Genomic DNA, 17,762 nt, shown 5'->3' on the forward strand with positions numbered 1-17,762 from the left:
CCGCCGATGCTGATCGAGGACGCGAACACCGCGTGGGCCGACTCGAAACCGTCCAGCTTGGAAATCGACGGGGAAGACACGGACCCGCCGATCAGGCGGGTCAGGGCCAGGTTCAGGCCCGTGAGCATCAGGAACGTCGCGAGCGTGACGATGAAGGACGGCAGTTTCGTCTTGACCAGGATCCACCCATTGATGAAACCGATCGACAGGGAAACCAACAGGGCGATGACCACACCCACCCACGCGTTCATCGAGAAATACCAGCTGAACAGGGAAGCGGTCAGGGCCGAGGAAATCACGGCAACACCGGTGGAAAGGTCGAACTCGCCGCCGATCATCAACAACGACACCCCCACCGCCATGATCCCGATCGTGGAAGACCCATACAGGATCGTGGCCAAAGCATTCGGCTGCGTGAACGTCTGCGACACCGAAGCGAAGAAAATGAAGAGGACAACCGCCCCCACGAGGGCACCGACTTCAGGACGGGCCATCAACTTGCTCAACGGGCTCCGCTTCGCGACCCGCTCATCCGCGGCAGTTTTGGGTGCCGGGGCAGTAACTAAAGCCATGAAATACCTTTCTTCTCCCTCAGCTCGCGCGGCAAGGAAACCGTGCCGCGCGAGCTGAGCAGTCATCGGATTAGCGGATGCCCTGCTGAACGAACTTCAGAACGTCGGAAATGTTGGACTTGTCCACGATCGTCGGGCCCGTGAGGACAGGCTGCCCGCCACCGACCTTGAAACCACCAAGCTTGTTCTGCCAGATCGAGTCAATGGACAAGTAGCCCTGGAGCCACGGCTGCTGGTCCACCGTGAACAGGACCTTGCCATCGTTGATCGCCTGCGCCAGCGCGGGGTTCAGGTCGAAGCTGGCGACCTTGATCGGGCTGTTGGCATCTGCCACGGCTTTGAGAATGGTCAAGGTGAAGGGAGCGCCCAACCCGATGATCACGTCAGCATCCTTGCTGGCCTGCAGTTTCGCCGTCGCAGTGGACTGCACTGCCGTCATATCGGCCCCGTTGACATATAGGATCTCGGTCCCGGGCACCTTCGTCTTCACGCCTGCGCACCGCTGTTCGAGTTGCACCTGTCCCTGTGACATGATCACGCAGATGGGGTGCTTGTAGCCCTCGCCCGCCAACTTGGCGCCGACCGCTTCGCCAGCCAGGGTCTCGTTGGAACCGAAGTGGGTGAACGCCCCCATCTGCGCGGAGACGTCACCGCCGGCGTTGAAGCTCACCACCGGAATCCCGGCGTCGGTGGCCTTCCTCAGCACGTCCTTCATGGCGCCTGGGTTGGCGATGGTGACCGCGATGCCGTCAACCTTCTGATCGATGGCCTGCTGCACAAGCTGGGACTGGCGCCCCGCGTCGGCATCACTCGTATAAAGAACCTCGACATTGTCCTTAGCGGCTGCCGCCTCCGCGCCCTTGCGGACGATGTCCCAGAACGTGTCGCCAGCCTCGGCGTGGGTGATGAGCGCTACTTTCAGCCGCGGAGTGCTTACCGCCTGGCCCCCGCCACCTGCACTGCCTGTGTCAGCCGGTTTGCCGCCTCCGCTTGAGCATGCTGCCAGGGCCAGAAGCGGTACTACGGCCAGCGCTACTGCGCCTCGCCGCCAATTGAACTTTGCCACGTGAGATCTCCTTTGATGTCGCGTATATCGACTGTCGCCCGGGTTTTCTGTGCCTTCGAAGGCAGGCGGACGCCGGAACCATCTAGCTATGAACGGATGTAATCCACTTTCGCGATGCGATCCAGCTCGCTGTGTGATCCATATCGCTTTGTGGAACGCTCCAACGCTAAATCAAGGCTTGACCAATTGTCAATGGAGCGTTCCAATTAGATGGTGACTGGGTATCGACGCCCTCACCTGCCGTAACTAGCCGCGCACCGTCGCGAGGAGAACGATGACGTACTCAAGCACCCCTGAACTAATCGCGAGCTGCTGGACCAGCGCAGGAGACATCGCGCCGTTGAACAACCCCGAGACGAGCCCCGTCCCTATCGGCGAGCGCCTGGAAGCCATCGCTTCTACCGGATGGGCGGGGTTCGGACTGGCGCACGACGATCTCGTCGCGGCGAAGGACACGATCGGCTTCTCCGGGCTCCGGAAACTCATCGACCAAGCAGGCTTCCGCCACGTCGAAGTCGAGCTACTCAGTAACTGGTGGGACGAGTCCCGTTCCCACGAGTGGAAGCCGCAATTCGAACTGCTGCTCGAGGCGGCGGAAACACTCGGAGCGAGCTTTATCAAGGTCGGAACGGCGTTCGGCGAGCCTCTGAATGATCTGGATTTCCTGGTGGAGCCACTGCGGCGGCTGACGAAGGAAGCCTCAAAAAGAGGGACGCGCATTGCTCTCGAGCCCATGCCGTTTTCGATGGTCGGCTCGATGCCGGCGGCTGCCGAGCTCATGCGATCAGTTGACATGCCCGATTGCGGCCTGGTGGTTGACTACTGGCATGTCTTCCGCGCTGGAACGAGCTTGGAAGAGCTATCCCACAGCCTCACCGCCGAACAGATTTTCGGGGTGGAACTCAATGACGCGGACACGGAAATAAAGGGGACCCTCTTCGAGGACACTCGGGACAATCGCCGCCTTTGTGGAGAAGGAGACCACGACGTCACCGGCTTCATCACGACGCTCCAGGCCATCGGTTTCAACGGGCCGTGGGGCGTGGAAATCCTCTCCGAGCAACACCGCAAACGTCCCGTATTGGACGGACTGCAAGCCGCACGGTCCACGGCGCTGGCCAGCTTTCCGGCCTAAAGCGCCATCCGCCAGGCCCAACTGACTCGCACTTGACGTCGTTATCGGGGCTCAAAACGACAACGACTGTGAGGGCCCACGCCGCCAGGGTTCCCTGGCCGTGGGGCCCCATCGGCGAGGGTCCCTGCCTGAGCTTGCGAAGGCTGGGAGCCGGTGGGGACTTGCGAGGCGAGGGTGGCGGTGGGGACTAGTTGGGAAACACAAAGCAACGTTGTGACCCAGCTAATGGCGGGGATCTTTGGGTGCTGATAGCTTCCCAATGATCGGCTGAATTGATTGGTGGTGTCCCGTTGCGATCAATCTTGGCCCATGCACGCGCCCTTCATAGGATCCCGCCGGCAAGCGACGATCACCTTGCTGCCGTCCGCGTCGCACTGAGCGTCGCCGTGCCGGCACTTGTGCTTCTCGCGCTTGGCCGGGCGGACCTCATCATCTACGCCGTGTTCGGCGCCCTGACCGGCATGTACGGCCGCGCCGAGTCACACCAACTGCGGCTCAAGCACCAAGCGCAGGCCGCTGCGGTGCTCTTGGCCGGCGTCTCCGTGGGCACATTCTTGTCAGTCTCGCACATCCATTCATGGGGATTGGTAGTAGTCGAGGCGCTCCTGGCGGGCGTGGGCTCGCTGTTCTCGGACAAGGTACGGCTCAAGCCCAACGGCCCGTTCTTCGGAATCCTTGCCCTGGGGGCGTGCGCTTCCGTTCCCGCGACCATCCCCTTCATTGCTGCGGTCCTGATCTGCGCGGCATCGGCAGCATTCTCGATGGTGGTGGGTTTTGCCGGGTGGCTTCGGTACCGGGTGTGGAAACGTGGCGCCATCCGGGACATTCCGGCGTCCTCGGCGCGGTTGCGCCAGGCAGCCAGCCTTCACGCGGCCCGGTATGTGCTCGCCGTCGGCGCGGCAGGTGCTTGCGGAGTACTCACGGGCAGCGGGCATCCGCACTGGGCCATGGCCGCGGCCGCCGTTCCTCTGGCCGGAGCCGATATGCCCAGCCGCCTGCACCGCGGCATCCACCGCATCGTGGGGACATTCCTCGGATTGGGGATTGTCGCCGTCGTACTTTTTCCAGGACCGCTGTCCCCGCTGCACTATTTCCCAGGGCAAACCACCATCATCTTGGCCCTGCTGGTGATCGCCTTCCAATTCCCCACTGAGTTGTTCATGGCGCGGCACTACGGCTGGGCCATGGTGTTCTTCACCCCGGTCATCCTGCTGATGACCCAACTGGCTGCGCCCTCGGATCCTGGCGTGCTGGTCCTGGAACGCGGGGTGGAGACGTTCTTAGGAGCCGTGATCGGGATTGCGGTGGCGGTGCTGCTCCAGGCGCCCCGGCTTACCTCACCGGGCCGCCTTACTTGAGGGGGCGGCGGGGCGGACCTGACGTAAGCTTCGCCGGCAGGAAACGCATGACGGCGGTGATCGCTTTGTAACGCTTCGTCGGGATGGATACCCCTTTGCCCTTGGCGTTGTCTTCCAACCCTTCCCGGACAACGCGCTCGGCCTTCAGCCACAAAAAGCGCGGAGCCACCGACTTGTCCATGCCCATGCGATCGTGGAATTCCGTGTGGGTGAAGCCCGGGCAGACCGCAGTAACCTTCACGCCGCTGCCGGCATAGGCAGTGTTCGCCCAACGGCTGAAGCTGACTTGCCAAGCCTTGGCTGCCGAATAGCTGCCCCGGTTCGCGAAGGCCGCAACGCTTGCGACATTGATGATCCGGCCCGACTTGCGCGCCAACATGACCTCCAGGGCCGCGTGGCACAGCTCCATGGGCGTCTGGACATGGAGCCGCAAATGCCGCTTTTCGTCTTCCACATCGTTCTTCTCGAAAGAATTCAGCAAACCGATTCCGGCATTGTTGACCAGCACGTCCACCGGCCGCGAAGCGTCCCGCAGCCTGGCCGCAACAGCCGCAACCCCGACGTCGGAGGTCAAGTCTGCGGGCAGGACCTCCACCGAGATACTGAAGTCCCGCTCAAGCACTTCAGCGCTTGCCCGCAGCCGACTTTCGTCGCGGGCCACGAGGACGAGATGGTGGCCGGACTCGGCCAGCTGGCGGGCGAATTGGGCACCGAGCCCGGCGGTAGCACCGGTGACCAAGGCGGTGAGTTCGTTGGCACGAGTTGTCATGCGCCCAGACTAGTCCCGCCGGGCCTCGAGTGGCGGGTGCCATCTCGACGGCGGTACTCGTGCGTTCCCGGCGCACGCGGTAGAGTGCCTCAAAAGTGCGCCTTTCGAGTTTCTGGAGGGGCCGCGACGCGCCAAACCGGGGGAACAGACAATGGACGAGGCTCACGGCAGGATTGAATTCCGCGAAATCGACGAGCACGGGAATGCACTGGAGCATCACCTAGAGTCTCCTGAAGCGGCTCGGAGAGCTGCGGTGAATCCGTTCATCATCGGGCTGTGGGTGCTGGAGCTGGGGCTCGCCATAGCCATCATGGTGATCATCAATGAGGCGATGACCCCGTTCACCCCCACTCCGGGAAATACGATGCCGTTCGCGTACTTCTTGTCAACGATGACCCCGCAGCTTCTCCAGTCCGCCGCTCTGATCCTGGCGACGCTGCTGTTCTGGCACGCCTGGCAATGGCAGAAAAGGAAGGCATCGAGGTAGGCGCCTGCATTGCGACTGAGGCGGGCCGCCCGGGTATTGGGCTATGTAGCCAAGGAAATGGGCGTGATCGCGTCGTGTTCGTCCCAAAGTTTCGCCCCGGTGGCAGTCACGGCCTGAACGGCCATGGCGCTGATGAGCAGCGGGCAGGTCAAGAAGATTCCCTTTGATCAGCCGCGGCGAGCCCTGCGTTGCCAGACAACCATCGCCCCGCCGATCGCGGCGAGCAGTGCGCCGACGCCCAACCAGCGGAACGGATCAAGCCCGCCCGTGAACGCGAGGGGAGAGCCTGGCCCGCCGCCTGTAGTGATGCCGGCTCCGATCGGTGTCGAGGTGGGCGTGACCGACGGCGTCGGGGTGCCGGTTTCGGTCGGCGTCGGGGTAGGCGTGACCGACCGCGTCGGGGTGGGTGTGACCGACGGGGTCGGCGTCGGCGTCGAACGCGCCACCGCGAGGGAAATGCCCGTGCAGCCATCGCAGGCGGTCAGCTCGGCGGGCGGCGCCAAGCCGGCGACCGTCACCGAGACCCGGCCCCGAACAGGCCCGTCGGCAGCCGCCGACACCGCCTTGGATTCAGGACCGGCAGCGTTGATCCGCGCCGAAACCGTCAAGGTCGCGCTCTTACCGGCGGGCAGATCCACCGTCCACCCCGCGGCCCCATCAAATTGCTGAATCGTACCGCTCGACGCCGTGAGGCCTTCGATTGTCGCGTCGTCAACGAGGTCCCTGAGGTCCACACCCACGATCGCGCCCGGCACGTCGACGGATCCGGCGGTCGCCGACACCGTCCACTCGACCACGTCACCCAGACGCACCTCGCTCCCGTGCGCCGGAGTGGACGCCACGGCCAGCGACCAGGTGCCCTTGGGCACGACGCCCGCGGCCTTGTCCTGCACTGCGGACAGGTTCTTCATCCAAGAGAACGCGCTGGGTGTGATGGTGTTGTCGCCCCAGACTTTTCCGTCGCGGTCCACAGCGTAGGCGAAGAACCCGCCTTTCCGGGAGCCGGCTTCGGGCTGCCAGGTCGCGTACTGGTACGCGGTGCTCCGCGGTGCCGTGGCGGGATCGTAGATGCCTTCGGCGTCACCCCAGCGCGTCGGATCCTTCTCCTCGGGGAAGGAGAAGCCGGGCAGGAACTGGCAGGAGGCGATCTTATCCGCGAACGTGTTCCAGGTCCCCTGCAGCCCCCAGGTGCCGCGGCCGTAGGCCTGCAGGAGCACAAAGGAGACGTTCTCGTGCACAGCCTTGAACAGCGGAGTGTTGCCGTCCTGGTTGGTGTCGTAGATGAAGATCTTGTCCGTGCCGGACTTCGGGCCGATCAGTTTGCCGAGGGCGTTGAATACGCCGATCGCGCGAGTGAGGTGGTCGCCCTGCGGATAGGACTCGACGTCGATGTCGATCCCGTCGAGGCCGTACGGGGTGACGAAGGTGTCGACGAGCTCCTGCGCGTAGGCGCGGTACGCGTCCTCGGTCAGCGGGATGTCGGCGTTGGCGAGCCGCTCGATCCACAGGGTGTAGACCACCTTCGTGCCCTGCGCATGCAATGCTGGCACGTAGGCGTCGCGCAGGGTGGCCCAATAGTCGGTGTTGGCCGTGGCGCCGGCGTCGAAGACCATCGCCACATCGATCTCCGGAGGGAGGTCGCTCATGCGCGTGACGTTCGGGTCGGGCAAGTCTGAGTTGGCGCTCTGCGGCACGGTGACGTCGCGCCAGGTCCGGTAGTACGCCATCGTGAGTGGCTCGGCCTCGCAATGCGTGGTGTTCCCAACGGAAGCCTTGGGGGTCTCAGCGGCCACCGCAGGCTGCGGGGCGAAGGCGGCGAGTCCGGAGAGTAGTAACCCTGCGCCGAATGCTGTTGTTCGTCTCATTGCTCTCTCTTCTTCGAAGAGGCATCTTCGAAATCCCGTGAAGATACCCGGGTGGGGTGCAACTATAGCGATTTAGTAAAACGGTAGCAGATGCAGACTGCTGTGCACAGAATTAGTTTTGAGATCACCCTGTATCGCTACAGTTGAAGCATGAACAAAACGAAGCGCGTGACCATCACGGACATCGCCCGGCTGGCCGGAGTGTCGCCGGGGGCGGTGTCGTTCGCGCTGAACGGGCGACCGGGCGTCAGTGAGCAGACACGAAAGCGCATCCTCACCATCGCCGAGGAGCACCAGTGGCTTCCGAGCTCGGCGGCGCGGGCGCTCGGCGGCGCGGGCGCCGGGGTCATCGGGTTCGCGGTCAACCGCTCGGCAGGCACCCTCGGTGCGGAGGCGTTCTTCACCGACCTCATCGCAGGCGTCCAGTCAGCCCTCGCGAAAAACCGCATCGCAATGCAGATGGTGCTCGTCTCCTCGATGGAGGAGGAAGTGGCGACATACCGCCGCTGGCACAGCGCCAACCAGGTCGATGGAGTCATCGTCATCGATCCTCGTGACGATGACCCTCGTTTCCCCGTGCTGCGTGATCTCACCCTCCCCGCAGTGGTGCTCGGCAGCCATGCGTCCGAGGAGGGGCACCCGGCGACGATCTGGCTCGACGACAGCCAGGTGGCGCACTCCCTTTTCGACTATCTCGGCGCCCTTGGTCATCACTCGATCGCTTATGTCGCCGGTCCTGCGGAGTTCCAACACACGCGCCTGCGCACCGAGGTGCTCGCCGGTCTCGGTGAACGCGGGGTGAGCGGAGAGGTGATCGCCACCGACTTCTCGCCAGCCGCGGCATCCACGGCCATGCGCCGCCTCTTGAGTCGACTGGAGCGGCCAACGGCCGTGGTCTTCGACAACGACGTGATGGCGATCGCCGGCCTTCGCGTCGCGCAGGAGATGGGGGTGTCCGTGCCGAAGGATCTCTCCGTCGCCTCCTTCGATGACTCGGTCGTCGCGGGCCTCGTGCACCCGTCGATCACCTGCATCACCCGCGATACGTTCGGGCTCGGGGCGGCGGCAGCGGCGTTCCTGCTTGAGCAGATCGATGCCCCCGACGTGCTTACGGACCGCATCGGCGCCATGCCGCAGCTCACTGTCCGCGAGAGTACCGCCGTCCCGCGTTAGGTCTCAGACGACGGTGTTCCGGGAGGCGTAAGCGATCCGGCCGGCCACCGGGCGGATGAGTTCGGTGATGCCGCGCGCCGCGAGAACCTCGGGCTTCGCGGCGTCGATCGAAGTGACGATGGCCGGATCAGCGCCTGCCGTGCAGGCGTCCACCCAGGCCTGGAAGATCGCGCCGCCCGGGCTCATCTCGCCGCGGCTGGCCGGCGCCTCGTCCTCGTCGACCTCAACGACGATGCCGAGGGTGCGTGCGGGGGCGGGCTGCCGCTCGCGAAGCTCCGGGATGAGTTCTGCGAAGCGGCGTCCGATAGGCTTCGCCGCGCCGTCCTGGTCGACGAGGCCGAGCGTGTACTCCAGCTCGGGGAAGTCCGCGAGGCTGCGGCTTACGTCGTGCGAGCACCACCAGGTGACACCCCAGAGGTTCTCGGTGCGCGCGACGGAGCGCAGCGTCGCCTCCAGGAAGTCCGGGGTCTCCGCAGGCGTCAGGCAATTCGAAGGGGCGCCGACCTCCTGCAGCCAGATCTCACGGCGGGGGTCGGTGGCGAAACCGCGGGCGAGTTCGATCATGTACTCGGCGTGACGGTCGGAGGCCACGGAGCGACCGCCATAGCGCTGCGCCGTGCCGTTGAAGATCCACGAGTGCACGGTGGTCATATCGCCGAGGCGGGATGCGAGGGCGGGCGTGAAGCCGTGCCCGTCTAGGTACCAAGCGGCGTCGTACTCGCTGTGCACATGCTGCTGCGCAGGAGCGGAGGTGTGGGCGGCATCGAGGAGCGTCGTGATCCAGTTCGCGGCCTCAGCCTCGGTGACCGGCCAAGGGGACGGGTGGGTCGGGGCCGAGAACTGGTTGGTCTCATTGCCGAGCGTAAAACCGAGGAAATTAGCGGCGTCGCCGAGCCGCTCGCCGAGACAGGTGACCAACTCGACCTGTCCGCTGAGCGCATCGGGGTGCGTGAACATGTTCTTGTCGTGCCAGGTGGACAGCCAGGAAGGGATGAAGTCGAAGCTCGACAGGTGCCCCTGGATGACGTCGACGCTGACATCCAGTCCGAATTCCGCCGCAGCGTCAACCACGGTGCGCACGTCGTCCACGGCCTTCTCGCGGATTAAAGTGCGGTTGGGCTGGAGCAGGGTCCACAACGGGAAGATCCGGACGTGATCGAGGCCGATCGCTTCCAGCGAGGCGAAATCCCGGCGCACCTCGTCGAGATCCAGTGACATCCACGCGTGCATCCACTCGGATGACGGGGTGTAGTTGGCGCCGAAGCGCAGCGGGGCGACGGGGTGGGTCATCGCGGTCCTTTCCGGAGAATCAATGCATGGCCGGTGTCGTCCGGCACTGGACTGTTCGGCGCTCGGTGTGGCAAGCTATCGCCACTATACCGTTTTAGTAATAGGTTGCGACTGTGACCCATCCCGAGACGTAGCAGCCTGGACCCTTCGAAGGAGAACGTCGATGAAGATCCGAACGACTGCCGCCGCAGGCATCGCGGTGGCCACAGCACTCGCCCTCACCGCCTGTACTGGCGGCGCCTCCTCGCCCGGCGATTCCGCCAGCGACGGAAAGATCAGCGGAAGCATTTCTTTCCAGACCTGGTCGCTGAAGAATGACAAGTTCACCCCTTACTTCGAGGGCGTCGTCAAGGCGTTCGAGAAGGAGCACCCGGGCGTCACGGTCAAGTGGATTGACCAGCCCGCTGATGGCTACGAGGACAAGATCCTGCAGCAGGCCGGGTCCGGTGAACTCCCGGACGTGGTCAACCTTCCGCCGGAGTACGCATATTCGCTCGCTTCGGCCAGGCAGCTCGTCGACCTGAAGAAGGAGTCGAAGATCCTCGGCGATTATGTCGACGGCGGCGTCGGCGCCTACAAGTTCGACGGCCTCGACGGTTCGTTCGGCTTCCCCTGGTACCTGGGCACCGAGCTGAACTACTGGAACAAGGACCTCCTTGCCAAGGGCGGAGTGACCGAGCCCCCCAAGACGCACGCTGCGACCTTGGACGCCGCGGCCAAGCTTGCGGCGGCCGGCGTGCAGACGATCTCGGATGTGCCCGGCCCCAAGTCGCTGCAAATCATGGTGTCCGACCAGGGCGGGAAGCTCGACGTCTACAAGGACGGCAAGTTCGTCTTCAACACCCCCGAGGCCGCAGCGATCGTCCAGCGCTACACCGAACTCTACAAGGCGGGGGCGATCACGCCCGAGGCGCTGCAGAACGCCGGAACCGCGAATGCCAACGTCAACAACTTCAACAAGGGCAGCGTTGCCTGGACAACCTCGGGTCCGAACTACATCGACAAGGACGTCTCCGTAAACGCCCCATCGATCCTGCCCAGCGTCGAGGCGACCAACGGCTTCGGCAACCCGCCGTTGTTCGTGCAGGGCATCAGCGTCTCGGCGAAATCGAAGAACTCCGCCACGGCCCTCGCGTTCGCCGAATTCCTTACAAACACGAAGAACCAGATCGCGTTCGTCAAGCTCGCCCCCGGCTTCTTCCCTGGTACCAAGGCCGCCAACGAAGACCCCTCCGCTTTCACCGAGACGGCGAAGAACCAAATGCAGGGCGTCGCCAGCGGCCTGGCCGCTTCGCAAATGAACAAGGCCCGGATGCTGGGCGCCCCGAAGTTCACCGAGGCGATGGAGACTTACGCCAAACAGCAGATCGCCCTCGCGGTCAAGGGGGAAATCTCTGCCCAGGCCGCACTGGATAAGGCCGTCGAGTACGCGAAGCAGAACCTCGCCGGCTGAGCCGGCGACGACGAGACGAAGGGGGCGGTCGCCGTGAGACGACAACGCTGGTACACACCGTATCTACTGGTCCTGCCCGGCGTGATCTGGATGGCCGTGTTCGCGCTCTGGCCATTTCTGAACACAGTTGTACTCGCGTTCACGAATGCCCGCCCCCTTCGCCCGGCGGAGTTCGTCGGCTTCGCGAACTTCGAGAAGCTGCTCGAGGACGACCGATTCGGCTACGCGCTGACAACCTCGCTGATCTATGTCGTCGTGTGCGTGCCGCTGCTGACGTTCCTGCCGCTGCTGCTCGCATTGCTGGTGCACAACAAGGTGCCGGCGATCGGGTTCTTCCGAACGACCTTCTACTTCCCGGTCATCGCTTCCGCCGTGGTCGTGGCGATCGTCTGGGAGTTCCTCTTCTCCGGCAGCGGCACGATCAACTCCGCACTGAGCTTCTTCGGCCTCATCGACCGTCCCGTCGAGTTCCTCTCCGACCGCTGGTTGCTGATCGGATGTGCGATCGGGTTGACGGTGTGGAAGGGGCTCGGCTATTACATGGTCGTCTACCTGGCGGCCCTCGGGAACGTCGGCCGCGAGCTGCACGAAGCGGCGGCGATGGACGGCGCCGGCCGCTTGTGCCGGTTCTGGTCGGTGACCGTCCCAGGAGTACGCGGACCCATGATGCTCGTGTCGGTGCTGGTATGCGTGGGGGCGACGCGCGTCTTCACCGAGCTCTACGTGCTCTCCAATGGTTCGGGTGGACCCGGCGGGAGGGCGATGAGCATGGTGATGCTCATCCAGTCGATGGGCAAAGGACTGAACGGCCAGATCGGCTACGCATCCGCGATCTCGCTGGTGCTGTTCCTGCTGACCCTGGTTCCGCTGCTGATCGTCGGGATCGTGAACAACCGTGACACCATCCGCGAAGCGTTGGCGAGCAGGCGCGGGGCCAAGGCCGCGAAGATCAAACGCGGAGCCACGGTACAGGAGGCCCGGCGATGACTGCGACGCAGACGAGCGGAAGGGTGAAGCCACCGCAGGAGAATCCCTACCGTACCCGCGGTTCGGCGGACATCATGAAACCGTCGCTCGGCGGCCTGATCGGCAAGTACGCCCTGCTTCTCGGCGTGCTGGTGCTTATGGTGTTCCCCTTCCTCTGGCAGATGTCGACCTCGCTCAAAGGGGCGTCGGAGAACATCTACGACTTCCCGCCCTCGCTGATCCCGGCCGCGCCGACGCTCGACAATTACGCCGAAGTGTTCCGCACGATTCCGGTGGTCGACTACGCCTGGCACTCCCTGCTCGTGGGCATCGGCACCGTGATCACCAACGTCGTGTTCGCGACACTCGGAGGTTACGCGCTGGGCACGATGAAGTTCCGCTTTAAGTGGGTCGTGTTGGCGATCTTCTTCTCCACGCTGCTGATCCCGGGCGAGGTCACCCTGACCAGCCAGTACCTCACGGTCAAGTCATTGGGACTTGCGAACACGCTATGGGGTGTGTTCCTCCCCGGCGCGGTCGCGGCGATCAACGTGCTGCTGATGACGGCCGCCTGCCGCATGATCCCGTCGGACACGCTGGATGCGGCGACCATCGACGGCGCGAACACGATGCAGCGCCTGCGCCACATCGTCTGGCCGAACGTGCGGGGCATGGTCTCGGTCGTCGCGCTCTTCGCGTTCATCGGCGCGTGGGACGACTTCCTCTGGCCCCTCGTCGTGCTTTCAGATCCTGCGAACTACACGCTGACCGTCGGGATGCAGTATCTCAGCTCCAACTTCGCGGCGAACCCACGCGTGATCGCAGCGGGAACGATGATCGCGCTCGTACCGATCATCCTCCTCTTCGCGGTCTTGCAGAAGTGGTTCTTCAAGGGCGTCGAGGAGGGAAGCGTCAAGGGATGACCGAGCCGATGATCTAGCCCTCTGGAGCGTTTTAGCAAACCCTCAGCATCGAGCCCGGAGAGCAGTCCATGCATGATGACACCTCGCTCACCATCGGACGCGTCAAACGCGTCCTTGAGGAGCGCATCCTCCCGGCGATCCACTCGGCATCCGTGCCTCTGGCCGTCGGGATCCACGAGCTCGACGGCGAGCCGATCAGCCCCGCTGACGGGCTCGCGCTCGACTACGCGCCGTGGTGCCTCGGAGTGCCTTGGGGTCCCGCCTGGGGCACCACCTGGTTCCGGCTCACCGGCAGCGTGCCGGCCGAATGGGTAGGGCGCACGGTCGAAGCCGTCGTCGACCTCGGGTTCGACGTCAACATGACGGGATTCCAGTGCGAGGCGCTCGTGTATCGTGCCGGCGGCACCCCTGTGAAGAGCATCAACCCCCGCAACCAGTGGGTGCCGATCACCGAGGCGGCCGACGGCGACGAGGCCGTCGAACTGTACCTCGAAGCGGCATCCAACCCTGTGCTGCTCGACTACCATCCCTTCCTCCCAACGCAGGAGGGCGACATCCTCACCTCGTCCGCGGAGCCGCTCTACCGCGCGCGCCGGATGGATCTCGCCGTCTTCGAGAAAGAGGTCTTCGAGCTCTCCCTCGACCTCGACGTGCTGTTCGAACTGCAGGCCGAGCTTCCGCAGACCTCGCCGCGACGCATGCGCATCCTGCAGGCCATGGATGATGCCCTCGATGTGCTCGACCTTCAGCGCATCGCCGCGACCGCTGCGGACGCCCGCGCGAAGCTCGCCGACGTGCTCTCGGCTCCCGCCGAGTCAAGCGCCCATCGCATCTCGGCGATCGGCCACGCGCACATCGACTCGGCCTGGCTGTGGCCGGTCCGGGAGACGATCCGCAAGGTCGCCCGTACCTCGTCGTCGATGACGGCGCTACTGGAAGAGCAGCCGGAGTTCCAGTTCGGCATGTCCAGCGCGCAGCAGTACGCGTGGCTCAAGGAGCACCGCCCCGAGGTGTTCGAACGGGTGAAGGCCGCTGTGGCCGACGGACGCTTCCTGCCGCTTGGCGGCATGTGGGTCGAGTCCGACACGGTGATGCCGACGGGTGAGTCGCTGGTGCGGCAGTTCTCGCACGGTCAGCGGTTCTTCGAGCGGGAGTTCGGCTTCCGTTCGAAGGGGGTCTGGTTGCCCGACAGCTTCGGCTACTCGTCGGCGCTGCCGCAGCTTATTCGCCGCGCCGGCTTCGAGTGGTTCTTCACTCAGAAGATCTCCTGGAACCAGCAGAACGTCTTCCCGCACCACACGTTCCTGTGGGAGGGCATCGACGGCTCGCGGATCTTCACGCACTTCCCGTCTATGGACACCTACAACTCGCAGCTGAGCGGGATGGAGGTCGCCAAGGCGTCGCGCCAGTTCAAAGAGAACCGGGTCAGCTCCCGGTCGATCGCGCCCGTGGGCTGGGGTGACGGCGGCGGCGGCACGACGCGCGAGATGACGGGCCGCGCCCGACGCCTTCAGAACCTCGAGGGAAGCGCCCAAGTCGTCTGGGAACATCCCGACGTCTTCTTCGACGCCGCCAAGGCAGAGCTCCCGCACCCGGCTGTCTGGGTCGGCGAGTTATACCTCGAACTGCACCGCGGCACTCTCACCAGCCAGCACGGGACCAAGTCGCGCCACCGCCGGGCCGAGCACGCACTCATCGAGGCCGAGTTGTGGGCGGCGACGGCTGCCGTCCGCACGGGGACCGAGTACCCGCAGGCTGAATTCGAGCAGCTGTGGCAGCAGGTGCTGCTGCACGAGTTCCACGACATCCTTCCCGGTACCTCCATCGCCTGGGTGCACCGCGAGGCGGTCGCCGTCCTCGACGACGTGATCGCCAGGGCTCGGACAATTTCGGATGCCGCGCGCCAATCGCTCGCCGGCGACGGAGACCGTGACCTCGTGTTCTCGCCGACGTCGGTTGCCGGTCCGCTGCCGCTCGGCGCCACCTCGGCCGCGGCCTCCGATGACCAGGTCACGCTCGACGACTCGAGCGACGGCATCGTGCTTGAGAACGCGCTCGTGCGTGTGCGCATCTCCAAAGAGGGCCTCGTGGTCTCCGCGGTAGATCTGCGGACCGGACGTGACGCCGTCGCCGATGGCCGCGCTGCGAACCTGCTGCAGCTGCACCAGGACTTCCCGAACATGTGGGACGCCTGGGACATTGACCGCTACTACCGGAACAGCGTCACCGAGCTGCGCGATGTCACCTGCATCTGCGCCCGGCTCACCGAGGCGGGCGCCGAAGTGGTCATCGATCGCACGTTCTCCAAGTCGGCCATCACCCAGACGATCACGCTGGCGCCCGGCTCGCGGACGCTGCAGATCGTCAACGACATCGACTGGAACGAGACCGAGAAGCTGCTCAAGCTCGCGTTCCCGCTCGACGTGCAGGCGGCACATTCCGAGGCTGAGACCCAGTTCGGCTATCAGTCGCGCGTCACGCACACGAACACGAGCTGGGAGGCGGCGAAGTTCGAGACGTCGATGCACCGCTTCCTGCTGGTGCGTGAGGCCGACTTCGGCGTCGCCCTCGTGAACGACTCGATCTACGGCTACGACACCTCCCGCGAGGTGGCGGACGATTCCGTGACGACGACCGTCCGGCTCTCGCTGCTTCGGGCACCGCGCTTCCCTGACCCCGACGCCGACCACGGACAGCACGTCATCACGATCGGCATGGTGATCGGCGCTGGTCCTGCCGAGGCCACCCAAGCAGGCGTCGAGCTGAACGCCCCCGGGACCGTAGTCCGAGGCGGTCACGACGTCGCGCCGCTGGTCTCGGTCCAGGGCGAAGGGATCGTCGTTTCCGGCGTGAAGCTCGCCGACGATAGCTCGGGCGACCTTATCGTGCGCGTCTACGAGTCGCTTGGTCGTCGCACGAACGGCGAGCTGTCGGTCGCGTTCCCGCACCGCGAGGTGCGCGAGGTGAGCCTCATCGAGGACGCCTTGGGCGATGCGCGCCTCGGTGGCGAGCTGCGACTGCGGCCGTTCGAGGTGCGCACCCTGCGCATCATGCGCTGAGTGGCGTGCGGCTGGGGGTCTCAGATCCAGCCGCACGCCGTGCAGGAATCCTTCGATCCCTACACGTGCCCCCTGGCCGTGGGTCGCATGGGGGCGCACGACCATCTGGGCACGGCCTGACATGCGGGCCATCGGGAACGAACGCCTCCGCAGCGGCCCCCAACAGGTCCGCCGGGAGTCTCACTCCATCCCATGCCAGGCACTAACTATGTGTCGCCGGGGTGTGAATCGTGTCGCGAACGTCGCAAGATATTTCCGGAAGTCCGTCGAAATGCATGCGCCGTGACTTAGTCGGCCGGGTGGTTTTCCGGCAACGAACCGGTGAGATCAACGATGCGCCCGTGGGCCGCGGCCTCGCGCACGGACCAGATCGCTGCGATTGCCGCATCCTCGTCCTCAAAAGCTTTTGAGGTCAGCAGCACGTCTCCATTTCCCGTGGCGAGTTGGAACCGCAGACGGGCGTCCGCGCCAACGTAGAGATTGAATTGTGAGGCCATTGTGGTGCTTCCTTGTCTCGAGGTAGATGTGCCCCGGGCCCTTGAGTGCCCGAAGCCTTTGGACTATCGGCTTCGTCGGCGGTTCCAGGCACGGGAAGCCAGGTAGAAGGCCAGCAAGCCGCCGATGAAGTAGACCACCCAGAACGGGAATCCGATGTTGGTTTGGCGTCCAGCGAGGGTTTTCTGTTCCGGGGCGCCTTTGGGGATGTCCGCGATCCGGGAGGCGTGGACCAGGAGCCGGTGTGAGTTCACTCCGATGGGGGTGCATGTGATCAGGGTGATGGAGTCCTGTTCCGGGGTGATTTTCAGTGAGGAGATGTCGTCTGGTTTGACCACTTCGATCCTGTTCACCTTGTAGAGGAACGTGTGGTCCATGACTTCGGTGGAGAAGATGTCACCTGTTTTCGCGCTGTGGAGGGGGTTGAAGAGTTCCGCATTCGGGATCCCCGAATGCGATGTCAGGACGCTGTGCGTGCCGGGCCCGCCTACGGGAAGGGAGGAGCCGTAGAGGTGGCCCACGCCTTTGGCCAGGACGTCGTCGCTGGTTCCGTGAAAGATCGGAAGATCAATGTTCAGGGACGGGTAGCGGAATCTTCCGATCACCTCGTCGTTCGCTACGTTCAACTGGCTTTGATAGTCCCGCAGCTGCCCTTCCAATGCCGGCATAGGGACTTGGGCCGAGTACGGGTCCCGCAGTTGTCCGGTGGGGATCCTGGAGTTGTATTCGCGTGCCCGGTCCAACACTTTCGTCCTGGCCGAGGGTTCGAGTTGTTCGACGTCCTGCGCGTAGCCGGAAAGTTGGCTGTTGTGGGATATCGAGCTGAACCAGTCAGCTGCCTGGGGGTAAAGGACCAGGCCTAGGCCGATGGCGGCGATGACCATCATGGTGACAAATCCTCGCTCACCACGGCCGCGCCGCATGCTTGTGCGCCCACGCAATGCCTTGCGCGGGCGCCTGGGATGGTCTTTCTGTCCGGTTCCGGAACCCTCCATGATTTCCTTGAGGGTTTGGGTCATTGGGGCCTCTTGCTTTGATGGGCGGGAGCGGTATGGGGCATCCGCCGTTTGGTGGATGCCCCATACCCTGCATCACGGGGTGCAGGTGACCGGGGAGTGCTTATTTTGCCTGGTTGCGTTTCCGGTGGCCGG

At 64.4% G+C, this 17,762-nt stretch carries 15 protein-coding genes; 8 read left to right on the forward strand and 7 right to left on the reverse strand.

What is annotated here, in order from left to right; genetic code table 11:
- Window positions 1–572, reverse strand: a 572-nt coding sequence (locus AB4Z38_RS24605; protein ID WP_441432148.1) for an ABC transporter permease, incomplete at its 3' end; no start/stop codon positions are given.
- A 70-nt stretch (window positions 573–642) separates the two neighbouring features.
- Window positions 643–1,638, reverse strand: a complete 996-nt coding sequence (locus AB4Z38_RS24610; protein WP_441432149.1) for a substrate-binding domain-containing protein — start codon at window positions 1,636–1,638, stop codon at window positions 643–645.
- A 274-nt stretch (window positions 1,639–1,912) separates the two neighbouring features.
- Here AB4Z38_RS24610 and AB4Z38_RS24615 point away from each other — a divergent pair, with 274 nt between their 5' ends.
- The gene (locus AB4Z38_RS24615; RefSeq protein WP_441432150.1) at window positions 1,913–2,773 is read left to right on the forward strand and encodes a sugar phosphate isomerase/epimerase family protein; all 861 of its coding nucleotides are present in this window, start codon (window positions 1,913–1,915) and stop codon (window positions 2,771–2,773) included.
- A 302-nt stretch (window positions 2,774–3,075) separates the two neighbouring features.
- The gene (locus AB4Z38_RS24620; RefSeq protein WP_441432151.1) at window positions 3,076–4,131 is read left to right on the forward strand and encodes an FUSC family protein; all 1,056 of its coding nucleotides are present in this window, start codon (window positions 3,076–3,078) and stop codon (window positions 4,129–4,131) included.
- Here the strand turns inward: AB4Z38_RS24620 and AB4Z38_RS24625 are convergent.
- On the reverse strand, window positions 4,124–4,900 hold the full coding sequence (locus tag AB4Z38_RS24625; protein ID WP_441432152.1) for an SDR family NAD(P)-dependent oxidoreductase: 777 nt from the start codon (window positions 4,898–4,900) through the stop codon (window positions 4,124–4,126). The genes AB4Z38_RS24620 and AB4Z38_RS24625 overlap by 8 nt on opposite strands.
- A 151-nt stretch (window positions 4,901–5,051) precedes the next feature.
- Here AB4Z38_RS24625 and AB4Z38_RS24630 point away from each other — a divergent pair, with 151 nt between their 5' ends.
- Complete coding sequence (locus AB4Z38_RS24630; protein WP_441432153.1) at window positions 5,052–5,387, forward strand: hypothetical protein; 336 nt, start codon at window positions 5,052–5,054, stop codon at window positions 5,385–5,387.
- Between the two features lie 167 nt (window positions 5,388–5,554).
- On the opposite strand, the gene AB4Z38_RS24635 is transcribed toward AB4Z38_RS24630, so the two are convergent.
- The gene (locus AB4Z38_RS24635; protein ID WP_441432154.1) at window positions 5,555–7,252 is read right to left on the reverse strand and encodes an EndoS/ChiA family endoglycosidase; all 1,698 of its coding nucleotides are present in this window, start codon (window positions 7,250–7,252) and stop codon (window positions 5,555–5,557) included.
- Between the two features lie 168 nt (window positions 7,253–7,420).
- Here AB4Z38_RS24635 and AB4Z38_RS24640 point away from each other — a divergent pair, with 168 nt between their 5' ends.
- Window positions 7,421–8,425, forward strand: coding sequence for a LacI family DNA-binding transcriptional regulator (locus tag AB4Z38_RS24640; RefSeq protein ID WP_441432155.1), 1,005 nt, complete (start codon window positions 7,421–7,423; stop codon window positions 8,423–8,425).
- Between the two features lie 3 nt (window positions 8,426–8,428).
- Here AB4Z38_RS24640 and AB4Z38_RS24645 read toward each other — a convergent pair whose 3' ends face one another.
- Complete coding sequence (locus AB4Z38_RS24645) at window positions 8,429–9,715, reverse strand: glycoside hydrolase 5 family protein (RefSeq protein ID WP_441432156.1); 1,287 nt, start codon at window positions 9,713–9,715, stop codon at window positions 8,429–8,431.
- Window positions 9,716–9,878: 163 nt separating this feature from the next.
- Between AB4Z38_RS24645 and AB4Z38_RS24650 the strand changes: the two genes are divergently transcribed.
- The 4 genes from AB4Z38_RS24650 (at window position 9,879) to AB4Z38_RS24665 (ending at window position 16,116) form a co-directional block, all read left to right on the forward strand.
- Complete coding sequence (locus AB4Z38_RS24650) at window positions 9,879–11,168, forward strand: extracellular solute-binding protein (RefSeq protein WP_441432157.1); 1,290 nt, start codon at window positions 9,879–9,881, stop codon at window positions 11,166–11,168.
- A gap of 33 nt (window positions 11,169–11,201) precedes the next feature.
- A complete protein-coding gene (locus tag AB4Z38_RS24655; protein ID WP_441432158.1) occupies window positions 11,202–12,155 on the forward strand; it encodes a carbohydrate ABC transporter permease in 954 nt (317 codons plus the stop codon).
- Window positions 12,152–13,057: a carbohydrate ABC transporter permease gene (locus tag AB4Z38_RS24660; protein ID WP_441432159.1), complete on the forward strand. Its 906-nt coding sequence runs from the start codon at window positions 12,152–12,154 to the stop codon at window positions 13,055–13,057. The genes AB4Z38_RS24655 and AB4Z38_RS24660 overlap by 4 nt, the downstream gene beginning before the upstream one ends.
- Window positions 13,058–13,125: 68 nt before the next feature.
- Window positions 13,126–16,116 (forward strand): alpha-mannosidase, encoded by a 2,991-nt coding sequence (locus AB4Z38_RS24665; protein ID WP_441432160.1) that lies wholly within the window; start codon window positions 13,126–13,128, stop codon window positions 16,114–16,116.
- A gap of 287 nt (window positions 16,117–16,403) precedes the next feature.
- On the opposite strand, the gene AB4Z38_RS24670 is transcribed toward AB4Z38_RS24665, so the two are convergent.
- Window positions 16,404–16,613, reverse strand: a complete 210-nt coding sequence (locus AB4Z38_RS24670) for a YegP family protein (protein WP_441432161.1) — start codon at window positions 16,611–16,613, stop codon at window positions 16,404–16,406.
- Window positions 16,614–16,676: 63 nt separating this feature from the next.
- Window positions 16,677–17,630: a class C sortase gene (locus tag AB4Z38_RS24675; protein WP_441432162.1), complete on the reverse strand. Its 954-nt coding sequence runs from the start codon at window positions 17,628–17,630 to the stop codon at window positions 16,677–16,679.
- Between the last annotated feature and the right edge of the window lie 132 nt (window positions 17,631–17,762).

The organism is Arthrobacter sp. 2RAF6 (genome assembly GCF_052115205.1).
GTDB lineage: Bacteria > Actinomycetota > Actinomycetes > Actinomycetales > Micrococcaceae > Arthrobacter.

Bases quoted from the DNA above. Each gene is read 5' to 3' on its own strand.
- AB4Z38_RS24615 (WP_441432150.1), top strand. From the start codon at position 1,913: ATGACGTACTCAAGCACCCCTGAACTAATCGCGAGCTGCTGGACCAGC.
- AB4Z38_RS24625 (WP_441432152.1), bottom strand. From the start codon at position 4,900: ATGACAACTCGTGCCAACGAACTCACCGCCTTGGTCACCGGTGCTACC.
- AB4Z38_RS24630 (WP_441432153.1), top strand. From the start codon at position 5,052: ATGGACGAGGCTCACGGCAGGATTGAATTCCGCGAAATCGACGAGCAC.
- AB4Z38_RS24635 (WP_441432154.1), bottom strand. From the start codon at position 7,252: ATGAGACGAACAACAGCATTCGGCGCAGGGTTACTACTCTCCGGACTC.
- AB4Z38_RS24645 (WP_441432156.1), bottom strand. From the start codon at position 9,715: ATGACCCACCCCGTCGCCCCGCTGCGCTTCGGCGCCAACTACACCCCG.
- AB4Z38_RS24650 (WP_441432157.1), top strand. From the start codon at position 9,879: ATGAAGATCCGAACGACTGCCGCCGCAGGCATCGCGGTGGCCACAGCA.
- AB4Z38_RS24660 (WP_441432159.1), top strand. From the start codon at position 12,152: ATGACTGCGACGCAGACGAGCGGAAGGGTGAAGCCACCGCAGGAGAAT.
- AB4Z38_RS24665 (WP_441432160.1), top strand. From the start codon at position 13,126: ATGCATGATGACACCTCGCTCACCATCGGACGCGTCAAACGCGTCCTT.
- AB4Z38_RS24670 (WP_441432161.1), bottom strand. From the start codon at position 16,613: ATGGCCTCACAATTCAATCTCTACGTTGGCGCGGACGCCCGTCTGCGG.
- AB4Z38_RS24675 (WP_441432162.1), bottom strand. From the start codon at position 17,630: ATGACCCAAACCCTCAAGGAAATCATGGAGGGTTCCGGAACCGGACAG.